Origin of the sequence: Thioalkalivibrio paradoxus ARh 1 (assembly GCF_000227685.2) — a bacterium.
GTDB classification, from domain to species: Bacteria; Pseudomonadota; Gammaproteobacteria; order Ectothiorhodospirales; family Ectothiorhodospiraceae; genus Thioalkalivibrio; species Thioalkalivibrio paradoxus.
The window spans coordinates 3464263-3490443 of record NZ_CP007029.1; the positions used below are offsets into that span (position 1 = coordinate 3464263).

Consider the following 26181-nt stretch of genomic DNA (forward strand, 5'->3'; position numbering starts at 1 on the left):
GGCGTCCGGGCCGAAGCCATCACCGATCCGACGCAGCGCTGGCGGACCGGCCGAATCGCTGGGAGGAACGCCGGTCTCGATACCGGCCCTATTTCTGCTGCTCCACGACCCACAGCGCCGCCTCGAGGCGGGAGTGCATCCCGAGCTTCTTCAGCAGGTGCTTTACATGCACCTTGACCGTGCCCTCGCTCAGCCCCAGCTCCCGGGCGATCTGCTTGTTGCTCAGGCCGGCCGCAATCTGGTCGAGCACCTCCTGTTCGCGGCGCGTCAGCATGCCGCGTTCTCCGGGGGGCGGCTTGCGACGCATCGCCTCGGCCAGACGTTCAGTAAGCTCGTCGGTCAGGATCAGGCGCCCGGAAAGCACCTGCCGCAGCTGGCGCAGCAGCTCCTCGGGCTCGGTGTGCTTCAGCAGGTAGCCATCGGCGCCAGCCCGCAGCGCGGCCACCAGATCTTCCTCTTCGTCGGACACCGTGAGCATCACCACCCGGGCGTCGATCCCGGCCTCGCGCAGCGCGCCGAGCGTCTCGGTGCCATCCATGTCGGTCATGTTCAGGTCGAGCAGAATCAGGTCGGGCACGAGCTTCAGCGCAAGATCGAGGCCTTCGCGCCCGGAACTCGCCTCGCCCACGACCTCGAACCCGGCCTCGATATCCATCAGGTGGCGCGCCCCCCGCCGGAACAGCGGATGGTCGTCGATGACCAGCACCCGGACCGCTTCCGGCATCTCAGACCGCCCAGCGCGCGGCTTCGGCCGGTTGCGGTACTGGGGCCGGCACGGGTCGGAACCGCAGCTCGACCCGGGTGCCCCCATCGGCCACCGACTCGATATCGATCGTCCCATGCAATTGCCGTGCGCGCTCGCGCATGATCGTGAGTCCGTAGTGGTTCGGTTTCTCCCGCGCCCCGGGGCGGATGCCGATGCCATCGTCGCGGATGCTCAGCAGAATCCCTTCGGATGTCCACCCGAGCCGCACCCAGGCGTGCGAGGCCCGGGCATGGCGCAACACGTTGCAAAGTGCTTCCCGGACGATCTGCAACACGTGGATTTCCTCGTTGATGCCAAGCTCTCCGTCGGCCAGCCCGTTCTCGAGCGCGACCTCGAGGGATCCGCGCGCGGCGACACCGGCGACCGTCTCCTCGAGCGCATGGCCGAATCCCTCACCACCGCGGCCGATCCGGAACGTCGTCAGCAGTTCGCGCAGCTGGCCGTAGGCATCGTTCAGCCCATGGTGGAGATCCTGCAGCGCCGCTTCCACTTCGTCGTTGCGCGTGGAGCCACGCAGAGCCGCGCGCAGGCGGCTGACCTGGATCTTCAGATAGCTGAGCGCCTGTGCCAACGAGTCGTGCAATTCCCGGGCGATGGTCGCGCGCTCCTCCAGCAGCGCCAGACGCCGGCCCTGGATCGCACGACGCTGACTCGCGATCGCAACCCCCAGGTGGCGACCGATAGCCTCGACCAGCTGGACCTGCCACGGCTCGAGGCGGGTTCCCTCGGGCACCGTCATTTGCAACAGCGCGTGCAGCTCCCCGCCATCGAACAGCGGCACCGACAGCACTTGCTGGCCACCGGGGCCCGCCTTCAACCGCGGACCCTCGCCGGCATCGCCGGTGCAGCCCGCACAGGTCTGGCGATCGCAAAGGGGGCCGCTCGAGTCGCCGATGGGCCCGGAATCGGCCAGCTGAAACCCCTTGAGGCCGCCCTGGTCGAGCAGACAGAGGCTGCCGTGCCCAAAACCGAGCAGTGCCTCCATCTCGCGCAGGGTATCGGTGTAGGTCGCCCGGTTCAGCGAGCCATCGTGCAGATGGCTCAGCGAACGGTACATCAATTCCAGCGACCGGTTGCTGTATTCCAGAGCGCGTGTCTTTTCGCGCACGCGCCCTTCGAGATCGTTGTAGAGCCGGGACAGATCCCGAGTCATGCGGTTGAATGCCGCGCCCAGCTGTCCCAGTTCGTCGCGCCCGGTATGCGCGATCTGGCGGGTGAACACACCCTGACGCACTTCCTCGGCACCGCCCAGCAGCTCGCGCAATGGGCGCATCACCTGGCGCCGCAGAAATCGCACGGTGATGAACATTACCAGCACCATCATGAACAGGCAGGCCGCCTGCACGACACGCAGGACCTGCACGAAGGACTCGGCGCGCTGCTCGAGCTGCAGGACCATCCGGTCGACCCGATCCACGAAATCGTCGACCACCACGCGCAGATCCCGGTACGCTGCACCATCCGGGTGCACGGTGGAGAAACCGAGGATCGTCGGGCGCATTTCAGCGTCCCACATTCGTCCGATCTCGTCATAGGATCGGCGTGCGGGATGCGAGACATCGTTCGGCACCAACCGCAGGAGCGCCTCGCTCCGGTAATGCCGTTCGAACCGTCGGAGCGCGGTCTCGAGGTCCCTCCGGTGCAGTTCGATGTCCTCGACCTCCGGCCTCAGCGCCGTAGTGCTCGCGGCATAGGTCGAAAAGCGCAGGGTTCCGGCATGATTGATCGCCGTTGCGGCTCCTCGCAGCTGCTCCGCGATGATCACCGAGGTCACGATCCCGAACAGGGCCATCGTCGCCATCAGCGACAGCGCGAAGCCCAGTTGCACGAACAGCGATCGATGGATGAGGCGCAGCATGCAGATCCTCGGAGCAACGCCGCACCCGCAGCAGGCGGCCGGCCGGGACTCCATCAAAGATGATTACATCCATGATCATAGATGGTTCCCGCAGGACATGGCGTCCGGGAATCCAGGGGACCGGCACGGCCGGAGGTCGGATCGCAGCCGATATCAGGAGCCCGAACCGCCCGCCTGGGCGATGCGCGCCTCCACCTCGTCGAGGTTCGCACGGATGATCGCTCGGTTCTGCGAGCCCACCGGCAGACCGCGCGCAAGCCGCTGCCAGTACTCGCGGGCTTCGGCGTAGTCTCCTGCGCGGAAAGCCGCGGTACCCGCCAGCCACAGACCGGTGCTGTGATCGGGCTCGATGTCGAGCGCCCGGCGGACGAGCTCGCGCGGCCGCCCCTCGAGGTTGCCGTTCTGAATCGTTCCGAGGACATCGGCGTAGTCCACCAGGATGTCCGCGTCGTGATTTCCGCCGTGCTCGATCGACGAGGCATAGGCCTGCGCGGCCCGGCGCGTCAGCCCCATCGCATGGTAGACCCTGCCCAGCAGTGCCCAGGCGATCGGGTCGTCCGGATTCTCGTCCAGGCGCTCGCGCAATGCCTCGATGATCGCTTCCGGGTCGTTCGTGCCCTCCGCCACGGGCTCGGACGGGTCGGGCTGCCGCGGCGGATCGAAGGCCAGCGGCCCGCCACCGAATCCCTGGTAGATGCCGACGGCCAGGACCGGCACCAGCACCAGCGCGCCGCCGCCGGCGGCCCAGCGCCAGGAACGCGACGGCGTGCGGCCAGAACCTGCAGCCGATTCGGACATCTCCAGCAGCCCGCGCTGCAGGTCCACTTTTGCGGCCTGATACTGCGCGTCGGACAATGCGCCCGCCTGCCGGTCGGCTTCGAGTTCCGCCAACTGACTGCGATAAATCGACAAGCCGGTGCCGCTTGCGCTCTTCCCGGTGCTGCCGGCGGCAGCGCCGGCTGCCGCCCGGGAACGCCACAACGGCACGAAAACAAACAACAGGGAGACCGCCAGCAGCGCGATCGCAAGAATCCAGAACAGGGTCATGCACTTCTCCGAAAACTGGTTTGACAACCGGGCAGGACTCCCTGCCCCGCGAACTGGATCGAATCCAGAACGTAACTGGCGGTCATGAGTCGGCCTCGAGCTGCCGATACAGCGGGATCAGCTGGCGCTGGACAAGGTCTGCGTGCAAAGGCCCGACATGCTTGAACCGTACCTGCCCATCGCGGTCGACCAGAAAAGTCACTGGAGTCGCGTGCACGCCCCAGTCCGCACTGACCCGTCCGTTCGGATCGAATCCGATCGCGGAGAACGGATCTCCCCCGCGGCTCAGGTAGGCCAGGGCCTGCTCACGGCTGTCCCGGAAGTTCAGCCCGTACACCGGGATGCCCATGCGCTGAAGGTTCACCAATGTCTGGTGCTCCTGGCGGCAGGTCACGCACCACGATGCCCAGACGTTCAGCAGCGCCGGTTTGCCGAGCATGTCCGCACTGCTGAATCGGGCCTCCGGATCCCGCAGTTCAGGCAGGTCGAACGCCGGTGCGTCCCGGCCCACCAGTGGCTCCGCAACGTTCAGCATGTTCCAGACCAGCGCACCGGCCAGCGTCCCGACCAGCCCGATCAGAATCAGAACGGGCAGGAAGGGGAGCAGCGAACGAGAACGCATCCCGAGCCTCAGGCCGATGCCGCCGACGGTCTGCCCGCGGTGTCGGCGCTATCGTCGGGCAGATCCTCTTCGCGGCGCACGCGCACGCGGTAGCGGCGGTCGGTGGCCGCCAGGAAGCCGCCCAGGCCCATCAGCACCGCGCCGGTCCAGATCCAGTTCATGTACGGCTTGTAGTAGACCCGCATCACCCAGGCATCGCTGCCCAGCGGCTCGCCCATGTTCACGTACAGATCCCGGAACAGCCCCCGGTGCAGCGAGGTGTGCGCCATCGGCATGTCCTGGCTGAAATAGTCGCGCATCTGCGGGCGCAACGTCGCCAGCTGCCGGCCGTCCTCGCGGAACACCGCAACCGTCGCCTGTTCGGCGGTGTAGTTCGGACCGTCCACGGTTTCCAGCCGATCGAGCCGGAACCCATAGCCGCCGACCTCGACCGTCTCGCCCACCGCCATGCGCACGTCGCGCTCGTCGTCGTAGCCGATCACGAAGGTGACGCCGATCACCAGCAATGCGACGCCGATGTGCGCGATCTGCATGCCGGCGTAGCTGCGCCCGAGCCGCTGGACCCGGGTGCCGAAGCCCTGCGTGCTGCCCGGGCGCCGGCGCAGGCGCTCGACCACGTCCTTCAGTGCCGAGCCGAGGATCCACAGCCCCAGGAAGGTGCCCATCCCGGCAAGCAGCGACCAGCTGCCGACCGCCAGCGGCCAGAGCATCCCGAACACCAGGCTGAACCCGAGGATCCAGCGCAGCCGCCACAGCTGCTCGGTCGGGCTGTCCTGCTTCCAGCGCAGCCGCGGCCCGAACCCGAGCAACAGCAGCAGCGGCAGCATCAACGGCAGGAACACCGCCTCGAAGTACGGCGGGCCGACCGAGATCTTGCCCAGGCCGAACGCGTCGAGGAACAAGGGGTACAGCGTGCCCAGCAGCACCGCCGCCGCGGACACCGCCAGCAGCACGTTGTTGGTCAGCAGCGCCGACTCGCGCGAGACCAGCCCGAAGCTGCCGCCGAGGCCGACCTTGCCCGCGCGCCAGGCGAACAGCGTCAGCGAGCCGGCGACGACCACCGCCATGAAGCCGAGCAGGTACAGCCCGCGGTCGGGGTCGACCGCGAACGCGTGCACCGAGGTCAACACCCCGGAACGCACCAGGAACGCACCCAGCAGCACCAGCGAGAAGGTCAGGATCGCGAGCATCACGGTCCAGTTCTTGAACCCGCCGCGCTTCTCGGTCACCGCCAGCGAGTGCAGCAGCGCGGTACCCATCAGCCAGGGCAGGAACGACGCGTTCTCGACCGGATCCCAGAACCACCAGCCGCCCCAGCCCAGCACGTAGTACGCCCACCAGCTCCCGAGCCCGATGCCGAGCGTCAGAAACGCCCAGGCGACCGCGGTCCAGGGCCGCGACCAGCGCGCCCAGGCCGCGTCGAGCCGGCCGCCGATCAGCGCGGCAATCGCGAACGCGAACGCGACCGAGAAGCCGACATAGCCCATGTACAACATCGGCGGGTGGAAGATCAGCCCCGGATCCTGCAGCATCGGGTTGAGATCGCGCCCTTCCATCGCCGCCGGCAGCAGGCGCTCGAACGGGCTCGAGGTGAACAGGGTGAAGCCGATGAAGCCGATCGCGACCAGGCCCATCACCCCGAGCACCCGCGCCAGCACCTCGCGCGGCAGGCTGCGGCTGAAGGTCGCGACCGCCGCACTCCACAGGCTCAGGATCAGCACCCACAAGAGCAGCGAGCCCTCGTGCCCGCCCCAGACCCCGGAAATCTTGTACTGGGTCGGCAACAGCGAGTTCGAGTGCGTCGCGACATAGCGCAGCGAGAAGTCGTCGGTGACGAAGGCGTAGGTCAATGCCGCGTAGGCGAGCGCGATGAAGAACAGCTGCCCGAACGCGGCGCTGCGCCCCACCGCCATCAGCGCGACGTCGCCGCGCGCGGCCCCGATCAGCGGCAGCGTGCCTTGCGCAATCGCCAGCAGCAGCGCCAGGATCAGCGCAAACAGTCCAAGCTCGGCCACCATGCCTCAGTACCCCCCGGAATAGCCGCCGGGGGTGCCGCCGGGATGGCCGTCCACCGCCCCGCCGGCATCGCCGACCGTGCGCGCCTGCTCACGCTGCGCGCGCTTGATCGCCTCCGCCGCCTCCGGCGGCATGTAGGTCTCGTCGTGGCGCGCCATCACCTGGCTCGCCTTGAACACCCCGCCGTCCTGCAGGCTGCCCACCGCGACCACGCCCTGACCCTCGCGGAACAGGTTCGGCAAAATCCCGTGATACACCACCGGCACCGCCACCGCGGTGTCGGTGACCCGGAAATGCACCGTCACGCCGTCCTCGCCCCGCTGCACGCTGCCGTCCTCGACCAGCCCGCCAATCCGGAACGTCCGCTCCATCGGCACGATGTCGGCGACGATGTCCGAAGGCGTGTAGAAAAACACCAGATTGTCCCGAAAGGCGTTGAGCACCAGCCCCGCCACCACCGCCAGACTGGCCAGCCCCCCGGCCACCAGCAACAACCGCTTCTGCCGCGTCTTCATCGCGTACCCTCCTGCTCGTTCAACCGGGCCATGCGCTTGAGCCAGCCCACCAGACTGCGCCGGCGATAGCGCAACTGCACCAGCTCCACCAGCAACAGCCCGGCCATCACCAAATACGAGCCCCAGACATAGGGCGCATACCCGCCCATCGCCAGAAACTCCATCATGTCTCACCCTCCAGCCGTTCCCGTACCCAGCGCGCTCGACGCTCGCGCTCCAGCAACTCGATCCGCGCCCGCGCCAGCACCACCGCAATCGAATACATCCAGCACGCCAGCACCATGATCAGCAAGGTCACGAACATGATCGTCGCCATCGTCGGCGCCTCGGTCACCGTGATCGACGCACCCTGGTGCAAGGTGTTCCACCACTGCACCGAGAAATAAATGATCGGCACGTTCACCACCCCCACCAGCGCCAGCACCGCACTCGCGTTCGCCGCCCGCTGGCGATCGTCGATCGCCGCATGCAATGCCATGTAGCCGAGATACAAAAACAGCAGAATAAGTTCCGACGTCAGCCGTGCATCCCAGACCCAGTACACCCCCAGGTCGGCCGCCCCCACAATGCGCCGGTCCACAACGCCAGGAACGTGAACAACGCACCCGTCGGCGCAATCGCCTTCGCCATCACCTCCGCCATCTTGATCCGCCAGATCAGCCCGATCCCGGCATAGACCGCCATCAATACGTACAAAAACATCGACATCCACGCCGTCGGCACGTGAATGTAGATGATCCGGTAACTGTCCCCCTGCTGATAATCCGGCGGCGCCACCACCAGTCCCAGATACAGCCCCGCCGCGAACAGCAGCACCGTCAGCCCGGCAAACCACGGAATCAACCGCCCCGCCAGATCGTAGAAATTCGCCGGCGCCGTGAACCGGAACCACTGGATACCCCGGTCCGCGACCGCGGTGCTTCGCTGCGACATCGAACATGCCTCCGCTGACGTTCGGTTGGCCCCGCTGCGCCGACGCCGGTCCGTGGCGCCGGCCAGCGGCGCGCAATCAGGGCCTGACGGTATCGATCACCAGGCGCACATCGTTGCTGCCGACCTCAACCTCGTCCAGAACCCCTTCCAGATCGCCTGGGCGGGCACGCGAGTCGCCGTGACGCGAGACACGCGCAACCAGTGTGATGCTCTCATGGTTCGACAACACATGGTCGGCGGACATCGCAAGGCTGTCGTCGAGCGTGAACGCGACCGGCAGCTGGTCGAGCTGGGTGCTCAGCGCAGCCAGCGGCAGGGTGTTGCCGGTCAGGGTACGCGCAAACAGGTACACGGTGTCGCCGGGTTCAGCCTGGTCCGCGAGCTCGGGCGCCAACTCGACGACGCCGGACACGGTCACCAGATCGCTCGGCTCGAGCTCCGACTCGCCGAACGCCTCGACGTGCCCGTGAACCCGGGCGTTGCGCACCATTGCGGTGAGCTCGTCGTGCGCCGGCGTGCCCTCCGGCAGTTGGCCCAGCAGCTGGTTCCAATAGTAGGCGGCAGTGGTGTATTCGCGGTTTTGGTAGGCATGGATCCCGGCAAGTTCCAGCCCTTTTTGATCTTCAGCGTCGAGCTGCAGCGCCTCACGCACCAGCGCGATCGGACGCCCACTGAGGTCGCGGCCGGCGTTCACTGCCAGCGCCTCGGCATAACCCGAGACGACCGCCGCCGTCTCGGGCAGCAACTCGTACGCGCGTGCGAACGCAGCCTCGGCATCCTCCCAGCGATCACGAGCAATGTAGGCGTTGGCGAGGAAGGTCCAGCTCACGCCATCCTCCGGATCCTCGCGCACGGCTTCTTCAAGGGTTGCAAGCGCGTCGTCGACCTGGCGGTCCAGCCGTTCCAGGGCCTCCTGCATCTCACGCTGGCGCTCTTGTTCCTCCTGCTCTGCTGCCGCGACCTTGATCACGAAACCGGGTTCTCCAACCACCAGGTAAGCGCCCAGCGCCAGCGCCGGGATCACCGCGGCCAGCCCGGTGGCGAGCCGGCGAGCGCCGCCGGTTGCCGAACCTGCAGCCTCGGCCCCGGTAAGGGCGTCCTGGGCGAGGCGCGCCTCGAGTTCCGCACGCGCGGCATCGCGTTGGGCGTCGCTGAGCAGCCCATTGCGGTGATCCTCTTCCAGTTCACGGTATTGGTCCCGGTACACTGCGATGTTGAGTTCGCGCCGGTCCAGCGCGTCCTTCGCGGGCCGGCGCAGAGCGGCGGGCAGCACCCATACCAGCACCACGGCGACCATCAGCAAGGCCAGAACCCAGAAAGCGGCTACGGATACGATCGAATTCAACGGATTTACCTCTCTTCTTGCATCGGGGAACCGGACACGGATCGCGAGGCGGCCCGTGCTCCGGACGGATGGGTGTCGGATTCCAGCAGTCGGGCCGCCTCGCGCAGCATTTCCGGGCTGACCCCCTGCGCGGCCGTCACGGTCCGGCGGCGGTGCAGCGTCGCAGCGGCGAGCCCCACACCGATCAGCAGGAACGCCAGCGGCCCGCCCCAGAGCGCGTAGGTCATCGGCTTGACCGGGGGGCGGTACAGCACGAAATCGCCGTACCGGGCGACCAGCGACTCGACCACTTCGTCGTCGGTCATTCCGTCGCGCATCATCTCGCGAATCTCCTCGCGCAGGTCGAGCGCCAGCGAAGCACGCGATTCGGCCAGCGATTCGTTCTGGCAGACGACGCAGCGCAGATCCGCCGCCAGCACGTTCAGGCGTGCCTCCAGTACCGGATCGTCGGCATTCGGAAGGGCCGGCTGGCCGGCCGGCAACAGGGCCGGAACCAGCCAGAGCAGCACGACTGCCAGCAGGACCCGCCGCCTCATGTCCGCAACTCCTGCAGCAGAGGCACGAATTTCTGCTCCCATACCGACGGCGTGATCGCGCCTACGTGCTTCATGCGGATGATGCCGTCACGGTCGATCACAAAGGTCTCGGGAGTCACCGTGACGCCGTAACGGATCGCGACGCGCCCGTCGCGGTCGTCGACCGCCGCGACATAGGGGCTGCCGTTGCGCGCCAGCAATGGCGCCGCCTCGCGGTCAAGATCCTTCCACGTGAGGCCGTAGATCGGTACCCGGCCGGCCACCATTCGTGGCAAGTGGCGGTGTTCCTCGAGACAGGTGCTGCACCACGGCGCCCAGATGTTCAACAGCCAGACCTGCCCGCGCACCTCCGAAGGGGAGAAGGTCTCGCCCGGGCTCCCGACCACGGGCAGCGTGAAGTCCGGTGCCGGGCGGCCCACGAGCGGAGACGGCACTTCCTTGGGGTTCAGGTACAGGCCAAGGTACAGGAACACGCCCAGTGCGGTGACCAGCAACAGCGGGATCCAGCGCCTCATGTCGCCACCTCCTCGCGCGGTGCCGCCGCCGGCCGCGTGGCCATTGCCGGTTCGCGGCGCCGCAACACCACGCGGTAGCGCCGGTCGGCAGCGGCCAGCGTGCCGCCGATCGCAAGCAGCAGCGCTCCAACCCAGAGCCAGCCGACGAACGGCTTGTGGTAGACGCGCACCGTCCAGACGCCGTCTCCCAGCGGCTCGCCGAGAGACACGTACACATCACGGAACGGCCCGTAGTTCACCGCTGCCTGGGTCATGATCATTCCCGAGGCATTGTAGTTGCGCTTCTCCGGGTACAGCGTGAACGAACGACCCCAGGGGCTGGTGATCTCCATCGTGCCGCGCCCGGCGACGTAGTTCGGACCCGGCAACTCCTCCACTCCCTGGAAAACGAACCGGTAGCCCGCAAGCTCCACGTGGCTGCCGATAGGCATGCGCACGTCGCGCTCGGTCTCGTAGTTGGAAACGACCGTCACGCCAACGACCAGGAACGCGAGCCCCAGGTGTGCGATCTGCATCCCCCAGAACGACCGCGGCAGACGCGCAAGTTCCCGGATGCGACCGCCGCGCTTGTGCTGCAGGCGCAGCGCGAAACCCTTGAGCACGGTGAACAGGATCCACAGCGCCAGGAACAGACCCAGGCTCACTTTCCAATTGATGCCGTCGACCGTCAGCGGCAACAGCGCGGCCGTGACGAGCGCGACCGCGAATGCCCATTTCAATCGCCCTATCAGGTCCGGGAGATCAGCCTGCTTCCAGCGTGCCAGCGGCCCCAGACCCACCAGGAACAGCACTGGCGCCACCAGCGGCACAAAGACCGCGTTGAAGTACGGCGGACCGACCGAGATCTTGCCGAGGCCCAGCGCGTCGAGGAACAGTGGATAGAGCGTGCCCAGCAGCACTGCGCCGAGCGCCGCGACCAGGAACACGTTGTTCGTCAGCAGCAGCGACTCGCGCGAGAACCAGCCGAACGATCCCCCGGAAAGCATACGCGGCGCCCGTAGCGCGTACAGGATCATCGAGCCCCCGATGACGACTCCGAGGAAACTCAGAATGAACAACCCGCGCATCGGGTCGGTGGCAAAGGCATGGACCGAGGACAACACCCCGGAGCGCACCAGGAAGGTGCCGAGCAGCGACAGCGAGAACGTCGCAATCGCAAGCAGCACCGTCCAATTGCTGAACACGCCGCGCTTCTCGGTAGCCGCCAGCGCATGGATCAGCGCAGTACCGGCGAGCCAGGGCATCAGCGAGGCGTTCTCGGTCGGATCCCAGAACCACCAGCCACCCCAGCCCAACTCGCGGTAGGCCCACCAGCTGCCCAGCGCAACGCCCATCGTCAGGAAGGTCCAGGCCGCAGTGGTCCAGGGCCGCGACCAACGGGCCCAAGCCGCGTCGAGCCGCCCCGACAACAGCGCCGCGATCGCAAACGCGAACGCGACCGAAAACCCGACATACCCCATGTAGAGCAATGGCGGGTGCGAGATCATGCCGACATCCTGCAGCAGCGGGTTCAGGTCGCGTCCGTCAGCGGGTATCGGGAACAGGCGCTCGAACGGGTTCGAGGTGAAGATCAGCAGTGCCAGAAAGCCGACGCTGATCAGCCCCATCACACCCAACACGCGCGCGACCATCTCCTCCGGCAACTGGCGCGAAAACACCGCGACGGCGGCCGACCAGCCGGCCAGGATCACCGTCCAGAACAGCAGCGAGCCCTCGTGGGATCCCCAGGTCGCGGTGAATCGGTACACCGCGGGGAGCTGCGAGAAGGAGTTCTGCGCGACATTCTTCACCGAGAAGTCGTGCGCGAGGAAGGACCAGGCAAGCGCCGCGAACGCCGTCAGCAGCAGCACGAACTGCGCCTGGGCCAGGGGCTTGCCGAGTGCCATCATCCGGCTGTCGCCGCGTTGGGCGCCAATCAGAGGTACGGTCCCCTGCACCAGCGCCAGCACAAGCGCGAGGACCACCGCGAACTGTCCCAGCTCCGGGATCATGCATCACCTCCTGCACGCGGGCCGTGACAGGGACTGGAAAATTTCCCGCGGACCAGACCGGCCACCGGGAAACCTGAAGATCTTGCGAATTCGGTGCACACGGAGAACACCCCGGTGCAAAAAGCATATGGCATTGGGACGACCGGCAGAAAACATGGAAAAAAGGAGCCGGCGGCTAGCGCCGGCTCCCATTGGCGGCAACGCTGAGGCTAGTTCGCTGCCACGGCGGCGTCGATCGCCGCATCCAGCTTGCCTACCCCTTCCTTGCTCTTGGTGATGGACTTCATCAGCGACTCACGCGCCTGATCGGGGTTGTGGAAGCCCACCGAGTTCTCGGCGGTCCACCATTCCCAATGCAGGTGTGCGTCGTAGTGGAGCGCCCGCACCTCGTTGAGCACATCCTCCGACACGCCGGCCCGCTTCGCAACCGGGAACAGGTCGATCATACGGGCGAGCCAGAACTCGGCCTTCATGATCTTGCCGTGCGTGTAGTTCTTGATGTAGTCGATCGCGTACTCCGCCTCGGCCTCCGTCCAGCCGTCATGGCAGTTCAGGCAGGCACGATTCATCATGTCGCGCGGGGTGCGCGGGCTGTGCATCGTGTACTCCTTGCCGTTCTCCAGCTTGACCCTCGGCATGTGGCAGTCGGCACAGGTCACGCCGTTGCGCTCATGCGTGGAGCCCCAGAAGGTCTCCAGTTCCGGATGCTGCAGCTTGGGCAGCGGTGCACCGGTGGTCACATGCGTGAAGTCAAAGAAGTCGATCTCCTTCGCGGCTTCCGCGTAGTCGAACACGTTGGCCCAGAAGAAGTGGTTGGTACGACGGTCGTCCATACCGACCGGAGCACCGTCACTCTGCTGGAAGCCCGGGTTGCAGTTGTATTCGACGTGGCACTGACCGCACATCAGGTTGGAGTCGGCGACATTCAGCAGGCCGATCTTGCGGAAGTCTTCGCCGCCACGCTGGAAGGTCACCGGGGTCAGCGTGACATGCTCGCTCTTCGCCTCGTCATAGGGGTAGGTGCCCAGTCCCTGGTCGACGACCGCGTGGATCAGCGCATCGCGCACCACGCGCGGCTCGGTCGAGTGCGGATCGTGACACATATAGCAGTTCACCGGATGGTGCAGGTCACGTGCGAAGTCGACGACCTTCGAGGTCCGTGCCCACTTCGCAGCGTCGTGCTCGTCACCCATGTAGGCCCAATCCAGGATGTGATCCTGGGTCTTGCAGTTCAGGCATACCGGGTTCGCCGCAGTGGCGGTCTGGGCCAGGAAGCGGCGCTGATCCGACGTCGTCGGATCCATGTCCTCGATCACCGTCCAGGCGCCGCGAACCGCACCGAGACCATCGGTGACGTTCTGCCAGCTCTTGTACTGGAAACGGCCGCCGTAAGCCCGGTCGACGATGAAGTGGTCAACCAGCATGAACGCGTGGCTGCGCGGCTCCGCATGCTCGAGCGAGAAACCGTGCGCCCCGATCAGGGTGTCGAACTTCGGCGAGCGGCTGCGCGGGTTCGCCTTCTCCTCGCGCGGGTGGGACTCGTGGCGCACCGATGCGAACGAGTTGAACTGCGCGGTATGGCAGGAAGCACAGGCCTCAGGGGACGTGTGCGTGACCGGCCGCTCACCCATACGCCGGGCGCTGGCCGTTTCCACATGCTCGGTGGCATCGTGGCAGTGCACACAGTTCACGGTCGCGTGCTTGCCTACAACGTGCATGTCCTCGATCTGCGTGTGGCAGTCGTAGCACTGCAGCGCGTCCACGGGTTTGAGCTGGTCCCCCGACCCCGCATGCGCGGCGGAGGCCAGGAACAGACAGGCTGCCCCCGCGACCCATCGGCCCACACGGCCGAGTCTATTCAAATCATTCATACAGGTTCTCCTCTCCTCGGCTCCTCGGGCCTTCCACATGCCTCCGAGCCGCTTGTCTGCCTTTACGGTCTATGCGGGACATCCCTTCAGAACGCCCCACCCCTGTAGCCACCCCCGGATCCGGGTGCGGACGAAGCCTTAAAGCGGGCCTCCCCCTCGTCCCTCTCAGCCAAACAGGGGCGCGGTTTCGGGTCGCGCCCCTGTTTTCCGAAAGGTCGGATGCGATGATCCGGGCGCTGCCTTCCTCTGCTGCTCCCTGGGCACGCGTTCCAATGCCCGATCGTTCGTGACCGATGACATCGACTGTAGCGTCACCGTCGGTTCCTGCTCGCATCCTTAGGGGAACTTATAGCACATCTGCTTGCCCATCATGCTCAGCGAACCCAAGAAATCACGCCACCTCCCCACGATGGTTTCAACATTACCAACGGGTGGCACCCATGCCCTGGGTAGAGCGCTACCTATTTATAGGTAAAAGGCGTTACCCCCATGGGAACAAGCAACCCCCACACCCAAGCCGACCCCATCTCAACTTACTGAATTTGGTGACTTTCTTGGGCTCGCGGCGACGCGCGCAAGCGCTCGAGCAATTTTGCAGGAATGATGTAATGTATAAGGGGCGTGCGCCAGACCACAATTCAGAGAGTCTCAAAACACAACGTTTTTCTAATACGCAAGACCTCGAACTGACTCATGGGTCCGCATCGCTTCTCCGGCCGGAGTCCGCGCCCGGACGCGCAGCCGGAAAAACATTCACTGCACCCAAAAGGCGCGAAGACGCCTGGCAGCACACTTATAGATAAGCCCAAAGGGCGAAGGAGGCATGATGAGACGAACCAGACTGAAGGCGATCGTGGTCGCCGGCCTGCTGACGGCCGGCTCGGCGGCGGTTGCAGACAACACGCCGATGTCGGGGCAGATGCTCGCGTTCCAGTGCGCCGGCTGCCATGGCTACAACGGCCACAGTGTCGGGCCGGCAACGCCGTCGCTTGCGGGATTCCCGAAGGAGTACTTCGTGGACTCGATGATGGCTTACAAGGATGGCAGCCGGTACGCGACCATCATGGATCGCGTGGCGATGGGCTATACCGAGGAGCAGTTCGAGGCGATGGCCGAGTTTTTCGCCGCCCAGCCCTACCTGCCGGCGCAACAGGACTACGATCCCGAGCTCGCCGAGCGCGGCGCCGAGATTCACGATCAGCACTGCAATACCTGTCACTCCGAGGGCGGCCGCTACCCGGAGCCGGACACCGCACCGATCGCCGGGCAGTGGATGCCCTACCTGCGCGACTCCTTCGAGGACTTCCGGGACCACGGGCGCTGGCAGCCACGCGGGATGGAGCGGCGACTGCTGTCGGTGGACGATCTGGAGGCGCTGGTCCACTACTACGGCAGCCAGCAGGACCCCGCGGCCTACGTGTTTGACTGATTCAGGAGACCGACAGATGGCGAATTTCACCCGAAGGAGATTCATTCAGGCTGCTGGGCTGGGCAGCCTCGCGGCGACCCTGCCGTTCGGCACCGCCTGGAGCAGCCAGACCAAGGCGCGCGTGGTGGTCGTCGGCGGCGGCACCGGCGGGGCGATCGCGGCCCGCTACGTGAAGGCGCTGGACCCGGCGATCGACGTCACCATCGTCGAAGCCAATCCGGAATACACCAGCTGCTACATGAGCAACTGGGTGTTGGCCGAGATGCGCGACCTCGACAGCCTCACACATGGCTACGACAACGTGAAGGCACGCGGCATCAATGTCGTGATCGATACCGCGACCCGAATCGATACCGAGGGGCAGAAAGTGCTGACCGCGGGCGGCAAGAGCCTGCCCTATGATCGGCTGATCGTATCGCCCGGCATCGATTTCCAATGGGGCGCGATCGAGGGCTACGACGAGGCGGCTTCACAGGTGCTGCCCCACGCCTGGAAGGCAGGGCCGCAGACGCTGCTGCTGCGCGATCAGGTCGCGGCGATGCCCGAGAACGGCTTGGTCACGATCGTCGCCCCGCCGAACCCGTTCCGCTGTCCGCCAGGACCCTACGAGCGCGCGGCGCTGATCGCGAATTTCTGCACGCGGCACAAGCCCAACGCGAAGATCGTGATCTACGATGCCAAGGACGCATTCTCCAAGCAGGGCCTGTTCCAGGCTGGCTGGGAACGCCATTACCCGGGCATGATCGAGTGGGTCGGCGGCTTCGAGACCGGGGGAGGGATCCGGCGAGTGGATCCTGCTGCCAAGACGCTGCACACCGACTTCGACGACTTCGAGGCGGACGTGATCAACGTGATCCCGCCGCAGACCGCCGGACGCATCGCGGTCGACTCGGGCCTGACCGACGACTCCGGGTGGTGTCCGGTCGATTACCGCGACCTGCAGTCGACGCTCGCGCAGAACGTGCACGTGATCGGCGACGCGATGGTCAGCAGCGCCCTGCCGAAGTCCGGCTACATCGCGGCCTCGACCGCGAAGGTGGCGGCACTGGCCGTGGTCGACCACATCAACGGCCGCGAGCCCGGCGCGCCGGCGTACTTCAACACCTGCTACAGCCTGCTGACGCCCGAGCACAGCATCTCGGTCTCCGGGGTCTACGAGGCCGGCCAGACCGATGACGGCCAACAGACGATCCTGCCGGTCGGCGACTCGGTCGCGGTATCGCCGGCAGACGCCGACGACCTCTACCAAGGCCGCGAGGCCCGGTACGCAGCCAGCTGGTACGACAACCTGATCGACCAGGGCTTCGGCTAAGGCCATTTGCCGGACCCCGCCGTCGGTAGCCAGCCGATGGTGGGGTCCAGTTTCCGCTGCTTCGGCAGCGTCTTGTGTTCCGTGCAGAACCGGGTCGCTCGCAGACCGCCCGAGTCAGGTCATCCGCGTCAGTAGCCGATCCACTGACCTTGCAAAGTCCTCCAGCGAATACCCGAACGGTCATCGGGCATGCCCTTGTTCCGGGGGACGGATGCACGCCGCGCGTCGGCAAGCTGCATTGCGCTGGCCCAGCTCTCGTCGGGCCGATCCGCAACCAGCGCTACCATATCGCCATCAAGATGGCCGCCATCCACCATTTCCCACAGGATCCGCACGATCTCGTCCGGCGCGAGCGATTTCCGATACGGGCGATCCTGCGCAAGCGCCTGGTACACATCCGCGACCGCGAGAATGCGCGCCTCTGGCGGCAGGGCCTCGCCGGAATGGTGAAAGGGGTATCCATCGCCACTGACTTTCTCGTGATGCATCGCTGCCCATAGCGCCACTTCGCGCAGGCCATCGATGGGCTCCAGAATGGCATAGGTATCGAAACTGTGGCGTGCCATCACCGCCAACTCCCTTTCGTCGAGCGGCCCGGCCTTTTCGAGAATCTCGTCCGGCACCCGCAGCTTCCCGAGATCGTGCAGCAGGCCGGCCAGTTCGAGCTTGTCACAGGCCACGCCGTCCAGTCCCGCCCAGGTTCCGACCTTGCGCGAAAGCGCGGCAACACCCCGGGAGTGCTCCGCGGTGAAGCGGCTCTTGGCGTCGACGATGGTGGCAAAGATATCCGCAACGGCGCGCAATGCGGGGGAATCGACAGCGCAGGTCGCGCCTCGTGCGACCCATGCCCGAAGGTAATGATCGATTTCCCGTTCGCCCAATGCCAGCCAGAAAGACTCCCGCTGCGATACGGCCTCGAACGCATCGATCAGATGCGGAGCGAACATGCGCCCCGCATGCCCGCGGATCACATCGCGCGTGTCCCGTTGCGCGAGCAGCAAATTCTCGCCGGCGTGCTGCGCAGAAAGCGCATCGACACGATCGACCAGGAAGATCAGGTTGCCGATTTCGGCGTCTTCGCTATCGAGATCCTGCCGTTCCAGCACCTGCCAGTGGGAGTGATGCAGGCGCACGGGCTCGGCCAGATCCGCCAGTGGCGGACATCCCAGAAGCAGCGCATGCCCCCGGTCGCAGTGCGCCTGCGCGCCGTTCCAGTCCATCTCCCGGATCAGATTCTGGTGGAGTCGCGTCGACGATACGCCGCAATCGTGCAGGATCGCCGCGCAGATCAGTCGGTCGAAACGTTCACTCGAGAACCCCAGCTGGTTCGCGCATTCTGCGGCCATGTACGCGACCCGCTTGCCGTGCCCCAGCGAATCGACCCCGACCATGTCGAGCGCATCCGAAAGTGAATAAATGACTTGACGCAGGTTGACCTGAAGATGCAGCGGTTCCGACACAATTCCGATCCATGGCGACAATCACACGCAGGCAGTATAGACCAACGCTGACGAGGCGCCCGGCGGGTGCAGCGCCCGCCGCAAGGGGTCCGCGCAACTCACGGCCGCGCCTGCGCGTCCTCGAACACGGCCAGGGCCTCGAGCCAGGCCGCTTCTGCTGCCTCCAGTTCCGCACGCAGGCGGCCCTGTCGCTGCAGCAGTTCCTCGAGGTCGCCGCCGGAACCCTGCTCGTAAAGCCCGGGGTCCCCAAGACGTGCCTCGAGTGCCCGCAATTCTTCCTGCAGGTGCACACAACGCGACTCCTCACGCTCCGCCGCCTTGCGCAGGGGTTTCAGTGCCTCGCGTTGCCGGGCCGCCTCCCGGCGACGTTCGCGACCACCATCCCGTTCCGCTGGACCCGCCTGGCTACCGGCGATCCCGAGCGTGGCAGTGCCGGAGCGGAGCTGACTGAGTTCCCGGGCATAGTCGTCGAGATCGCCGTCGTATTCTTCCACCTGTCCCGCGCGCACGCGCCAGAAACGGTCGCAGGCCCTTGCAAGCAGATCGCGGTCGTGCGAAACCACGACCAGCGCCCCCGCGTAGTCCTCGAGGGCCTCCGCCAGCGCCTCGCGCATGTCGAGGTCCAGGTGGTTGGTGGGCTCGTCCAGCAGCAGTACCGACGGCCCCTGGCAGACCAGCATTGCCAATACTAGGCGCACGCGCTCGCCGCCGGAAAGCCCCGCGACCGGCAGGTCGGCACGCGTTCCCGCGAATCCGAACGCACCGAGGAGATTGCGCAGTTCCTGTTCGGCCCGGTTGCTACCCAGGCGTTGCAGGTGCAATAGCGGACTCGCCGCGTCGTCGAGCTGCTCGCGCTGGTGCTGGGCGAAATGCCCGACCACCAGCCCTGGCTCGACCACGCGTGCACCCTCGGTCAGCGGGAGCAGCCCCGCGAGCACGGCCAGCAGTGTCGACTTGCCGGCGCCGTTCGGGCCGAGGATTCCGATGCGGTCGTCCGGGCGCAGGCGTAACGTCGTTGGGCGCAGCCGCACCCGGCCATCGACGCGGACCCCGGCATGATCCAGGCGCAGCAGCGGGTCGGGCAGACGGTCCGGCGCCGGGATGCGCAGGTGCATCGGGCGGGCCGCGCGGAGCAACGCGACCTCATCGAGCTTCTCGAGTCGCTTCAGCCGGCTCTGTGCCTGCCGGGCCTTGGTCGCCTTGGCCCGGAACCGCGCAACGAAGCGTTCAAGATGCGCACGCTCCTCGGCCACGCGCCGGGCGGCGGCCTCGGTCTGCGCCACGACCTCGGCGCGCCTGCGTTCGGCCGCGCTGTAATTGCCGGTATACAGCTGAACCTGCCGGTGCTCGATATGGGCGATGTGGCTGACCACCGAGTCCAGGAAGCGCCGGTCGTGCGCGATCACGATCAGGGTGCCGGGATAGCGCGTGAGCCAGCCTTCGAGCCACAGGATCGCTTCGAAGTCGAGATGGTTGGTCGGTTCGTCGAGCAACAGCAGATCCGAACGCGTCATCAGGGTGCGAGCCAGCCCCAGGCGCATGCGCCAGCCACCGGAGAATTCCGCCACTGCCCGATCGGGATCGCCGGGCGCGAAGCCGAGACCCGCCAGCAGCTGCCGCGCCCGGGCCTCCGCGCTCCAGCCGTCGATCGCGTCGATCTCGGCATACAGCCGCCCGTGCTCCGTGCCGTCCCGGCAGCGCTCCAGGCGCTCCTGCAGCGCCCGCAGTGCCGCGTCTCCGTCGAGCACATAATCGACCGCGCGGCGCGGGCTGGCCTCCACTTCCTGGGGCAGATGCGCGCAGACCCAGTCCCGCGGCATCGCGATCCGCCCGGCATCCGGCGCGAGTTCGCCGCGCAATGCGGCCAGCAGGCTGCTCTTGCCGCAGCCGTTGGCGCCGGTCAGGCCCACGCGCCATCCCGGATGGATACCGAAACTCGCGCCGCCGATCAGCACCTGGCCACCGCGGCGCAGTTCCACGTCTTCAAAGCGAATCATGCGCGCAAGTGTACGGCCTGCGCCATCGAATCGGCCAACGCCCCCTGCTCGCGCATGCAGGCGAACGCGACGGAGGCGATGGCCACGGGCGTTAACGGCGGCGATCCGGGCGCGCGTGGTCTGGACTGTGGTACCGCCTGAGTCGGCACCCGCAGCGCCGAACCGCGCTGCGTTCCCGATCGGAAGTCGCGGTCGCACCCACCCATAAGCCCTTGCTAATATAATGGGCCGCAGCGAAACGCAACCGGCGACCGGGCGATCCCCACCGCCGCAGACGATGAGGACACGACGATGAAGATCACCACGACGCGCCGCCTGGTCGGGACGGCACTGCTGCTGTTGCTGCTCTGGAGCCCGGCGCTGCCGGCGTCGGTGATGGTGCTGGTGCACGGCTACCTGGGCGACGGGGAGAGCTTCCATCGCGCCGGCGTGATCGATGCGCTGCAAACCGCCGGGTGGCAGTACGCGGGCGACTGGCGCCCCTCGGCCAACGGCCGTCCCGAGCTCGTCCGCAAGGACACTGCGGCGCCGAACACCGTCTACACCGTGACGCTGCCGGCGACCGCACCGCTGGTCGTGCAGGCGGACTGGCTCAGCGCGATGCGCCGCGAAATCGCGCAACGCCATCCCGGCGAACCGGTCACGCTGGTCGGCCATTCGGCCGGTGGCGTGGTCGCGCGGCTCAGTCTGGTGCGCTCGGGCGAGGGAGCGGTCGAGCACCTGATCACGATTGCGAGCCCGCACCTCGGCACCGGGCGGGCGATCCAGGCGCTCGAGGCAACCCAGGGCGGCGGCCTGCTCGGACCGTTCCGGCAGATCCTGACGCGGCAGGCCGTGGGTGGCAGCAACTACGACGCGCTCCGCCACTCCCGCGCGGTGCTGGTTGACCTGACGCCGCCGGCGCAGGGCAACCTGCTCGGCTGGCTCAATGCCCAGGAACACCCGGACATCACCTACGACGCGGTGGTGCGCAATACCGGGTTCCGCATGGGCGGCGACCTGCTGGTGCCGGCGTACAGCCAGGATCTGAACCAGATTCCGGCGCTGCGCGGGCGGGCCACCGTGACCACGAGCCCGCTCGAGCACGGGCTCGAGCCGCAGGACGCGCGGCTGATTCTGGAACGCATCGCCGCGCGGACCGGACCGTCCGCCTGAACGCCGGCGGTCGACACGGCCGGGCAGCGGCTGCCGATGCCGCCGGCCGGATCGACCATCAGGCCTAGCAGCCCAAGTCCGGCAGACTGCTAGGCCACCACCGGGCGCTGCCCGGGCTGGATGAAGCGCACGCAACTCAGGCCGGTGTCGAGCACCGCGCGGCGCAGCGCCTCGATCGCCTGGGGCCGGGGAAAGCTGGTGCGCCAGGCCAGCGCAACGCGCCGGCTGGGCACCGGCTCGGCGAAACGCCGGACCGCAAGCAGCCGCTGGGCATAGCGATCGGCCCCGGCCGCGGTGCAGGGCAGGATCGTCACCCCCATCCCCGAGGCGACCATGTGCCGAATGGTTTCCAGCGACGAACCTTCGAGGTTGCTGGACGGGCTGCCCTGCGCACTGGCCTCATGCAGGCACCGGGGGCAGACCTCGAGCACCTGGTCGCGGAAGCAATGCCCGGCCCCGAGCAGCAGCAGGGTGGCTTCGGCGAGGCGATCCATGGTCAGGGGTTCGTCGTGGTTCAGCGGATGCGAGGCTGGCAGAACCGCGACGAACGGCTCGTCGTACAGCGGTAGCGTCACCACGCCGGGCTCGTCGAACGGCAGCGACACCACGATCGCGTCGAGTTCGCCCTCCTTGAGCCGATCGCGCAGCACCGCGGTGAAGTTCTCCTCGAGCACCAGCGGCATGCCGGGAGCCCGCTCATGCAGCACCGGAATCAATTCGGGCAGCAGGTATGGAGCGACGGTGTAAATCGCCCCGAGCCGCAGCGGACCCGAAAGCTGATCCTGTTCGCGGGCCGCCATCTCCTTGAGCGCGGTGGCCTCGTCGAGCACCCGTCGCGCCTGACGGAGCAGCGCGGCACCGGCCGGAGTCACCGTGACATCGCCGTGCCCACGCTCGAACAGGGTGACCCCAAGCTCCTCTTCCAGCTTGCGCACGGCAACCGACAGCGACGGCTGGCTGATGTGGCAGGCCTCGGCAGCGCGGCCAAAATGCCGTTCCCGCGCCACCGCCACCGCATAGCGCAACTCGTTCAGCGTCATGGCCGTTCGCCGCCCGGTCCGGGACCGGTCGAGTCCGGGTCGAGCAGGCGCCCTCCGTCCGGGAGATCCATGCTAACTACCCGGACGCGGCGCCCCCGCAGCGACAATTCCCCCGTGTAGCGCGCATTGCCGTCGGTGGCGAATTCGAAACGGTAGCGCCGCACCAGACCGAGGCGCCCCCCGCTCCAGTCCGGGCGCACCCCTGCGGCCACCACGCTGCCATCCAGGAACTGCACGCCGGCACGGGCACACACGTCGCGCGCCACCTTGCGCGCCCGTTCGATGCTGCGCCAGGCATCGTTGAAGTAGACGACAGCGAGCACGAGGGCAAGAATCACGAAGAGTCCAGTCATGAACGGGTATGATACGCGTAAGGCTCCACGGCGCTCACCCCCTGCGCGCCCGATGCGGCATTCGCCTTTGGTCCCGCCCATTCCCTGTGGTCCCGCGATGATCCCTAAACCCGATACGATCGATTCGCTGCTGAAGGCCCTGCGCGAGGTCGCGCGGGAGGAACTGATGTCGCGCTTCGAGGGCCGGCTGGCCGTGCGTCGCAAGGCCGACGGCAGCCTGGTCACCAGCGCCGACCACGCGGTCGACGAACGCATGCGGGAGGAACTCGCCACCCGGACTCCCGGTATTCCGGTGCTGAGCGAGGAACAGACCCCCGAACACCAGCAGGAGGTACTGGCCGGCGAGGGGCCGTTCTGGCTGCTCGATCCGCTGGACGGCACCACCAACTTTACCGGCGGCCTGCCGTTTTTCGCGGTTTCGCTCGCACTGGTCGACGCAACCGGCGTGCGCTTCGGGGCCACCTGCGATCCGGCCCGGGACGAATTGTTCAGCGCCACGCGCTCGGGCGGCCTGCGCCTGAACGGCGAACCGATTCCCGAGCGGCCGCGCGAGAACACCGAACTTCGCGACTGCACGGCGCTGGTCGATTACAAGCGCCTGCATCCGAGACTGGCCGGTGCGCTGGTCGACAATCCGCCCTATCGATCGCAGCGCAACCTGGGCGCCTGCGCGCTGGAATGGGCGTGGCTGGCTGCCGGCCGCGCCGACCTGTACCTGCACGGCGGGCAGGCGCTCTGGGACAGCGCCGCCGGCGGCCTGATGCTGGCGGAGGCCGGCGGCAAGGCCAGCGATCTCGATCACGGACCGGTGTTCCGGCGCCGGCTGGAAAAGCCGTCGGCAGTCGCCGCACGCACGCCGGCGCTGTACGCCAGCTGGTTGCGCTGGCTCGACCAGCACCGCTGACCCCTGCCGCCATGGCGCTGATCCCCGCCCTGCCCCGTTACCTGCCGATCGCATGGAAGCTGGCGGCGGTCACGTCGGCACTGACGCTGCTCACCGTGGTGGTGCTGGCAACACTGGTCCTCCACCAGGTGCGCGACGTGCTGCACGATCAGATCCGGGCACAGGCCGACCTGATCGTCGGGCACATCGCCCGGGCCTCCGCGGAACCGATCCTGGCCGATGACCGGCTGGCGCTGCAGACGCTGGTCCAGGCACAACTGCAGCATGGCGAGATCGAGTTCCTGGCGGTCCACGCGAACGACCAAGGCCTGCTGGCCAGCGCTGGCCAGCGCCCGGGCACCCAGCCGCTGAATGCGCATCCGCACTGGTCGCTGGTTCCGTCGAGCCACCACCAGTACCGTCCGGTGCTGTTCCAGGGCGTCGAGGTGGGCTGGGTCGAGGCGTACATCGACACCGCCGCGATGCAGGGACTGCTGCACAACACGATCCGCGCCGGCGTGGCCACCGCCGTCGTGGTATCGGTCCTGGGGCTCGTGCTCGCAATCGCGATCAGCAAGCGCCTGGTCCGGCCGCTCGAGCGTCTCGCCAAGGCGACCCGCAAGCATGCCGCAGCCACGCCCGGAGCGAGCCTCGTGCAGGACGAACTCGGGCAGCTGATCCACGCGTTCCGGAACATGAGCACCGACCTGCTGCGCAAGGACCAAGTCGAAGACGCGCTGCGCCGCTACGTGTCGGATGGGGTGGCGCAGGACATCCTCGACAATCTGGACCGCATCGAACTCGGGGGCGACCCAGTCGAGGGATCGGTGCTGTTCGCCGACATCAAGGGCTATACCACGCTCTCCGAGCAGCTCGATCCGGCCGAACTCGGGCGGATCCTCAACGAGTTCTTCGGACCGATGGCGAGCACCATCGCCGCCCACGGCGGTGTGGTCGACAAATACATCGGCGACTGCACGATGGCCGTGTTCGGCGTAACTCGGCCGGATGTGCAGCATCGCCTGAACGCACTTCGCGCAGGCCTCGCGCTGCTGAACACGATCCGCGACCTGAACCGCGCCCGCGAGGAACGCGGCGACGTTCGCGTCGAATTCCGCATTGGCCTGCACGCCGGCCGGATGCTCGCAGGCAACCTCGGTGCCGAGGATCGGATGCAGTACACCGTAGTCGGCGGACCAGTGAACCTGGCTTCGCGCCTGACCGAGATCGCCGAACCGGATTCGCTGCTGGTGACCGACGGATTCATGCCCCGCGACGAACTGAGCCAGCGCTTCCGCATCCGATCGCGAGGCCGCCGCCGGCTCCGGGGCGTCGCGGGCGAAGTCGAGCTGCTCAGCGTATTGGGGGAACGATGACGCACAGCCGACGCCGGGACCGCGCCCCGCTACCACTCGTAGCGGGATTGCTCCTGTTGATGCTGCAGGGATGCGCGGTGTGGTTACCGCCCGAAATGCCGGAAGATCGCCTGGAGCGGTTCCTGGCAGCCGGGGAATACCGCGCCGCGCTGGATCTGCTCGACCATCTGGAACCGGACCGCCTGGAACCGCTGCTGGATCGCAAGCCCGAGATCGCGGCTGCCGCGAACCGCGCGGGTCAGAACGTGCTGAAGCAGGCCGAGCGGCTGGCAGCCGACGGCGAGCTTGCGCGCGCGCTGGTGACGTTGCGTCAGGCACAGGACCGCTTGCCCGACGACCCCCGCCTGGACCGCCAGATCGAATTGCTGACCGCGGCGCGCAGCGCACGAATGGACGCGCTGGGCAGCGACTATCTGATGCTCGAAGCCACCAGTCTGCTCGAACGCCAGCGCCTGATCGACAGCATGAACCGCCTGGCCACCGGCCCGGCGGAGCTGCCGACGCGACCGGAGGATCTGCAGCGCGAGGCGCGAGAGCTGGCCCGCGCGCTCGACGCGCGTGCCGCGACGCGCAAGGCCCCCGATGAGCGCCAGCCCCTCCTCCAGCTCGCCCAGGCACTGGACCCGTCAGAGCAGCGCGCGCAAACGCTGGCCGAATTAGGACCATCAGCGCGCCCGCCGCGCCGCGACACCCCAGCCCGTAGCGCGCCGGACCGCCCGACCATCGCGGATCTCCAGCAGACCCTTGCCAGCGACGATCTCGAGGCGGCAGGGCGCATCTGCGCGGATGCGGCCAGAGCCAGAATCGACCCCGCGTTCGCGGCCCTGTGCCAGGACTTCGAACGGCGGCTGGCCGTGCAACTCGATGCCTGGCTCGAGGAAGGTCGGCGTCTGTACGCGACCGGCGAGCTCGATGCCGCGATCGACCGGTGGCGCCGCGGCCACGAGCTAGCGCCGGAACACGCGGAGTTGCAGGCAGCGCTCGAACGTGCGGAGCGGGTGCAGGAACGGCTAGAGAGCCTGCGCGACCGCAACGCCGCGGCGAACGCGCAGTAGATGCCCCACGATCCCGCCAGCCCTCGCCCCGGCCGCGAATCTGGGCCGTGGCCACCGCCGCAAGAACGGCATCCGGCCCTCGACCGATCGCTGCGCTCGCTCCCTG

At 67.2% G+C, this 26181-nt stretch carries 22 protein-coding genes and 1 pseudogene; 6 read left to right on the forward strand and 17 right to left on the reverse strand.

From position 1 onward, the window contains the following. Positions 1 to 88: 88 nt before the first annotated feature. The 13 genes and pseudogenes from narL to THITH_RS15735 form a co-directional block, all read right to left on the reverse strand. Complete coding sequence (gene narL, locus THITH_RS15675) at positions 89 to 724, reverse strand: two-component system response regulator NarL (RefSeq protein ID WP_006746861.1); 636 nt, start codon at positions 722 to 724, stop codon at positions 89 to 91. Position 725: 1 nt separating this feature from the next. Further along, entirely contained in the window at positions 726 to 2624 is a 1899-nt protein-coding gene (locus THITH_RS15680) for a histidine kinase (RefSeq protein ID WP_006746860.1), read from the reverse strand. Positions 2625 to 2777: 153 nt separating this feature from the next. Next, entirely contained in the window at positions 2778 to 3671 is an 894-nt protein-coding gene (ccmI, locus tag THITH_RS15685) for a c-type cytochrome biogenesis protein CcmI (RefSeq protein ID WP_006746859.1), read from the reverse strand. Positions 3672 to 3753: 82 nt separating this feature from the next. Continuing rightward, positions 3754 to 4293, reverse strand: coding sequence for a DsbE family thiol:disulfide interchange protein (locus tag THITH_RS15690; RefSeq protein WP_006746858.1), 540 nt, complete (start codon positions 4291 to 4293; stop codon positions 3754 to 3756). A gap of 8 nt (positions 4294 to 4301) precedes the next feature. Next, the gene (locus THITH_RS15695; RefSeq protein WP_006746857.1) at positions 4302 to 6311 is read right to left on the reverse strand and encodes a heme lyase CcmF/NrfE family subunit; all 2010 of its coding nucleotides are present in this window, start codon (positions 6309 to 6311) and stop codon (positions 4302 to 4304) included. 3 nt (positions 6312 to 6314) lie between these two features. Further along, entirely contained in the window at positions 6315 to 6824 is a 510-nt protein-coding gene (gene ccmE / locus THITH_RS15700; RefSeq protein ID WP_006746856.1) for a cytochrome c maturation protein CcmE, read from the reverse strand. Next, positions 6821 to 6991, reverse strand: a complete 171-nt coding sequence (ccmD, locus tag THITH_RS15705) for a heme exporter protein CcmD (RefSeq protein ID WP_006746855.1) — start codon at positions 6989 to 6991, stop codon at positions 6821 to 6823. Before ccmD ends, ccmE begins: the two co-directional genes overlap by 4 nt. Continuing rightward, positions 6988 to 7757 (reverse strand): annotated as a pseudogene (locus THITH_RS15710) (heme ABC transporter permease). The gene ccmD and the pseudogene THITH_RS15710 overlap by 4 nt, the downstream one beginning before the upstream one ends. A gap of 76 nt (positions 7758 to 7833) precedes the next feature. Beyond that, positions 7834 to 9102: a c-type cytochrome biogenesis protein CcmI gene (gene ccmI, locus THITH_RS15715; protein ID WP_006746853.1), complete on the reverse strand. Its 1269-nt coding sequence runs from the start codon at positions 9100 to 9102 to the stop codon at positions 7834 to 7836. 5 nt (positions 9103 to 9107) lie between these two features. Beyond that, on the reverse strand, positions 9108 to 9638 hold the full coding sequence (locus THITH_RS15720; RefSeq protein WP_006746852.1) for a cytochrome c-type biogenesis protein: 531 nt from the start codon (positions 9636 to 9638) through the stop codon (positions 9108 to 9110). Next, positions 9635 to 10153 (reverse strand): DsbE family thiol:disulfide interchange protein, encoded by a 519-nt coding sequence (locus THITH_RS15725; protein WP_006746851.1) that lies wholly within the window; start codon positions 10151 to 10153, stop codon positions 9635 to 9637. The genes THITH_RS15720 and THITH_RS15725 overlap by 4 nt, the downstream gene beginning before the upstream one ends. Further along, complete coding sequence (locus THITH_RS15730; protein ID WP_006746850.1) at positions 10150 to 12144, reverse strand: heme lyase CcmF/NrfE family subunit; 1995 nt, start codon at positions 12142 to 12144, stop codon at positions 10150 to 10152. Before THITH_RS15730 ends, THITH_RS15725 begins: the two co-directional genes overlap by 4 nt. Positions 12145 to 12353: 209 nt before the next feature. Next, the gene (locus THITH_RS15735) at positions 12354 to 14015 is read right to left on the reverse strand and encodes an ammonia-forming cytochrome c nitrite reductase subunit c552 (protein WP_006746849.1); all 1662 of its coding nucleotides are present in this window, start codon (positions 14013 to 14015) and stop codon (positions 12354 to 12356) included. An 826-nt stretch (positions 14016 to 14841) separates the two neighbouring features. Here THITH_RS15735 and THITH_RS15740 point away from each other — a divergent pair. Together THITH_RS15740 and THITH_RS15745 are read left to right on the forward strand one after the other, a co-directional pair. After that, entirely contained in the window at positions 14842 to 15444 is a 603-nt protein-coding gene (locus THITH_RS15740; RefSeq protein WP_006746848.1) for a c-type cytochrome, read from the forward strand. 16 nt (positions 15445 to 15460) lie between these two features. Next, positions 15461 to 16756 carry an NAD(P)/FAD-dependent oxidoreductase gene (locus tag THITH_RS15745; RefSeq protein WP_006746847.1) on the forward strand — a complete coding sequence of 432 codons (1296 nt, stop codon included), beginning with the start codon at positions 15461 to 15463 and terminating at the stop codon, positions 16754 to 16756. Between the two features lie 128 nt (positions 16757 to 16884). Here the strand turns inward: THITH_RS15745 and THITH_RS15750 are convergent, their stop codons facing one another. Then, complete coding sequence (locus THITH_RS15750) at positions 16885 to 18216, reverse strand: HD-GYP domain-containing protein (RefSeq protein WP_006746846.1); 1332 nt, start codon at positions 18214 to 18216, stop codon at positions 16885 to 16887. 98 nt (positions 18217 to 18314) lie between these two features. Then, positions 18315 to 20213, reverse strand: coding sequence for an ABC-F family ATP-binding cassette domain-containing protein (locus THITH_RS15755; protein ID WP_006746845.1), 1899 nt, complete (start codon positions 20211 to 20213; stop codon positions 18315 to 18317). A 291-nt stretch (positions 20214 to 20504) separates the two neighbouring features. Here THITH_RS15755 and THITH_RS15760 point away from each other — a divergent pair, with 291 nt between their 5' ends. After that, the gene (locus tag THITH_RS15760) at positions 20505 to 21368 is read left to right on the forward strand and encodes a lipase family alpha/beta hydrolase (RefSeq protein WP_006746844.1); all 864 of its coding nucleotides are present in this window, start codon (positions 20505 to 20507) and stop codon (positions 21366 to 21368) included. A gap of 89 nt (positions 21369 to 21457) precedes the next feature. Here the strand turns inward: THITH_RS15760 and THITH_RS15765 are convergent, their stop codons facing one another. Then, positions 21458 to 22408 (reverse strand): hydrogen peroxide-inducible genes activator, encoded by a 951-nt coding sequence (locus tag THITH_RS15765; protein ID WP_006746843.1) that lies wholly within the window; start codon positions 22406 to 22408, stop codon positions 21458 to 21460. Next, the gene (locus THITH_RS15770; RefSeq protein WP_025367640.1) at positions 22405 to 22761 is read right to left on the reverse strand and encodes a DUF3301 domain-containing protein; all 357 of its coding nucleotides are present in this window, start codon (positions 22759 to 22761) and stop codon (positions 22405 to 22407) included. The genes THITH_RS15765 and THITH_RS15770 overlap by 4 nt, the downstream gene beginning before the upstream one ends. Positions 22762 to 22858: 97 nt before the next feature. On the opposite strand from THITH_RS15770, the gene THITH_RS15775 reads away from it, so the two are divergent. The 3 genes from THITH_RS15775 to THITH_RS15785 all read left to right on the forward strand — a co-directional run bounded on the left by THITH_RS15775 (position 22859) and on the right by THITH_RS15785 (position 26075). Continuing rightward, complete coding sequence (locus THITH_RS15775; RefSeq protein WP_006746841.1) at positions 22859 to 23665, forward strand: inositol monophosphatase family protein; 807 nt, start codon at positions 22859 to 22861, stop codon at positions 23663 to 23665. 11 nt (positions 23666 to 23676) lie between these two features. Further along, positions 23677 to 25020: an adenylate/guanylate cyclase domain-containing protein gene (locus tag THITH_RS15780; protein ID WP_006746840.1), complete on the forward strand. Its 1344-nt coding sequence runs from the start codon at positions 23677 to 23679 to the stop codon at positions 25018 to 25020. A 95-nt stretch (positions 25021 to 25115) separates the two neighbouring features. After that, a complete protein-coding gene (locus tag THITH_RS15785) occupies positions 25116 to 26075 on the forward strand; it encodes a tetratricopeptide repeat protein (protein ID WP_232222213.1) in 960 nt (319 codons plus the stop codon). Positions 26076 to 26181: the final 106 nt, after the last annotated feature.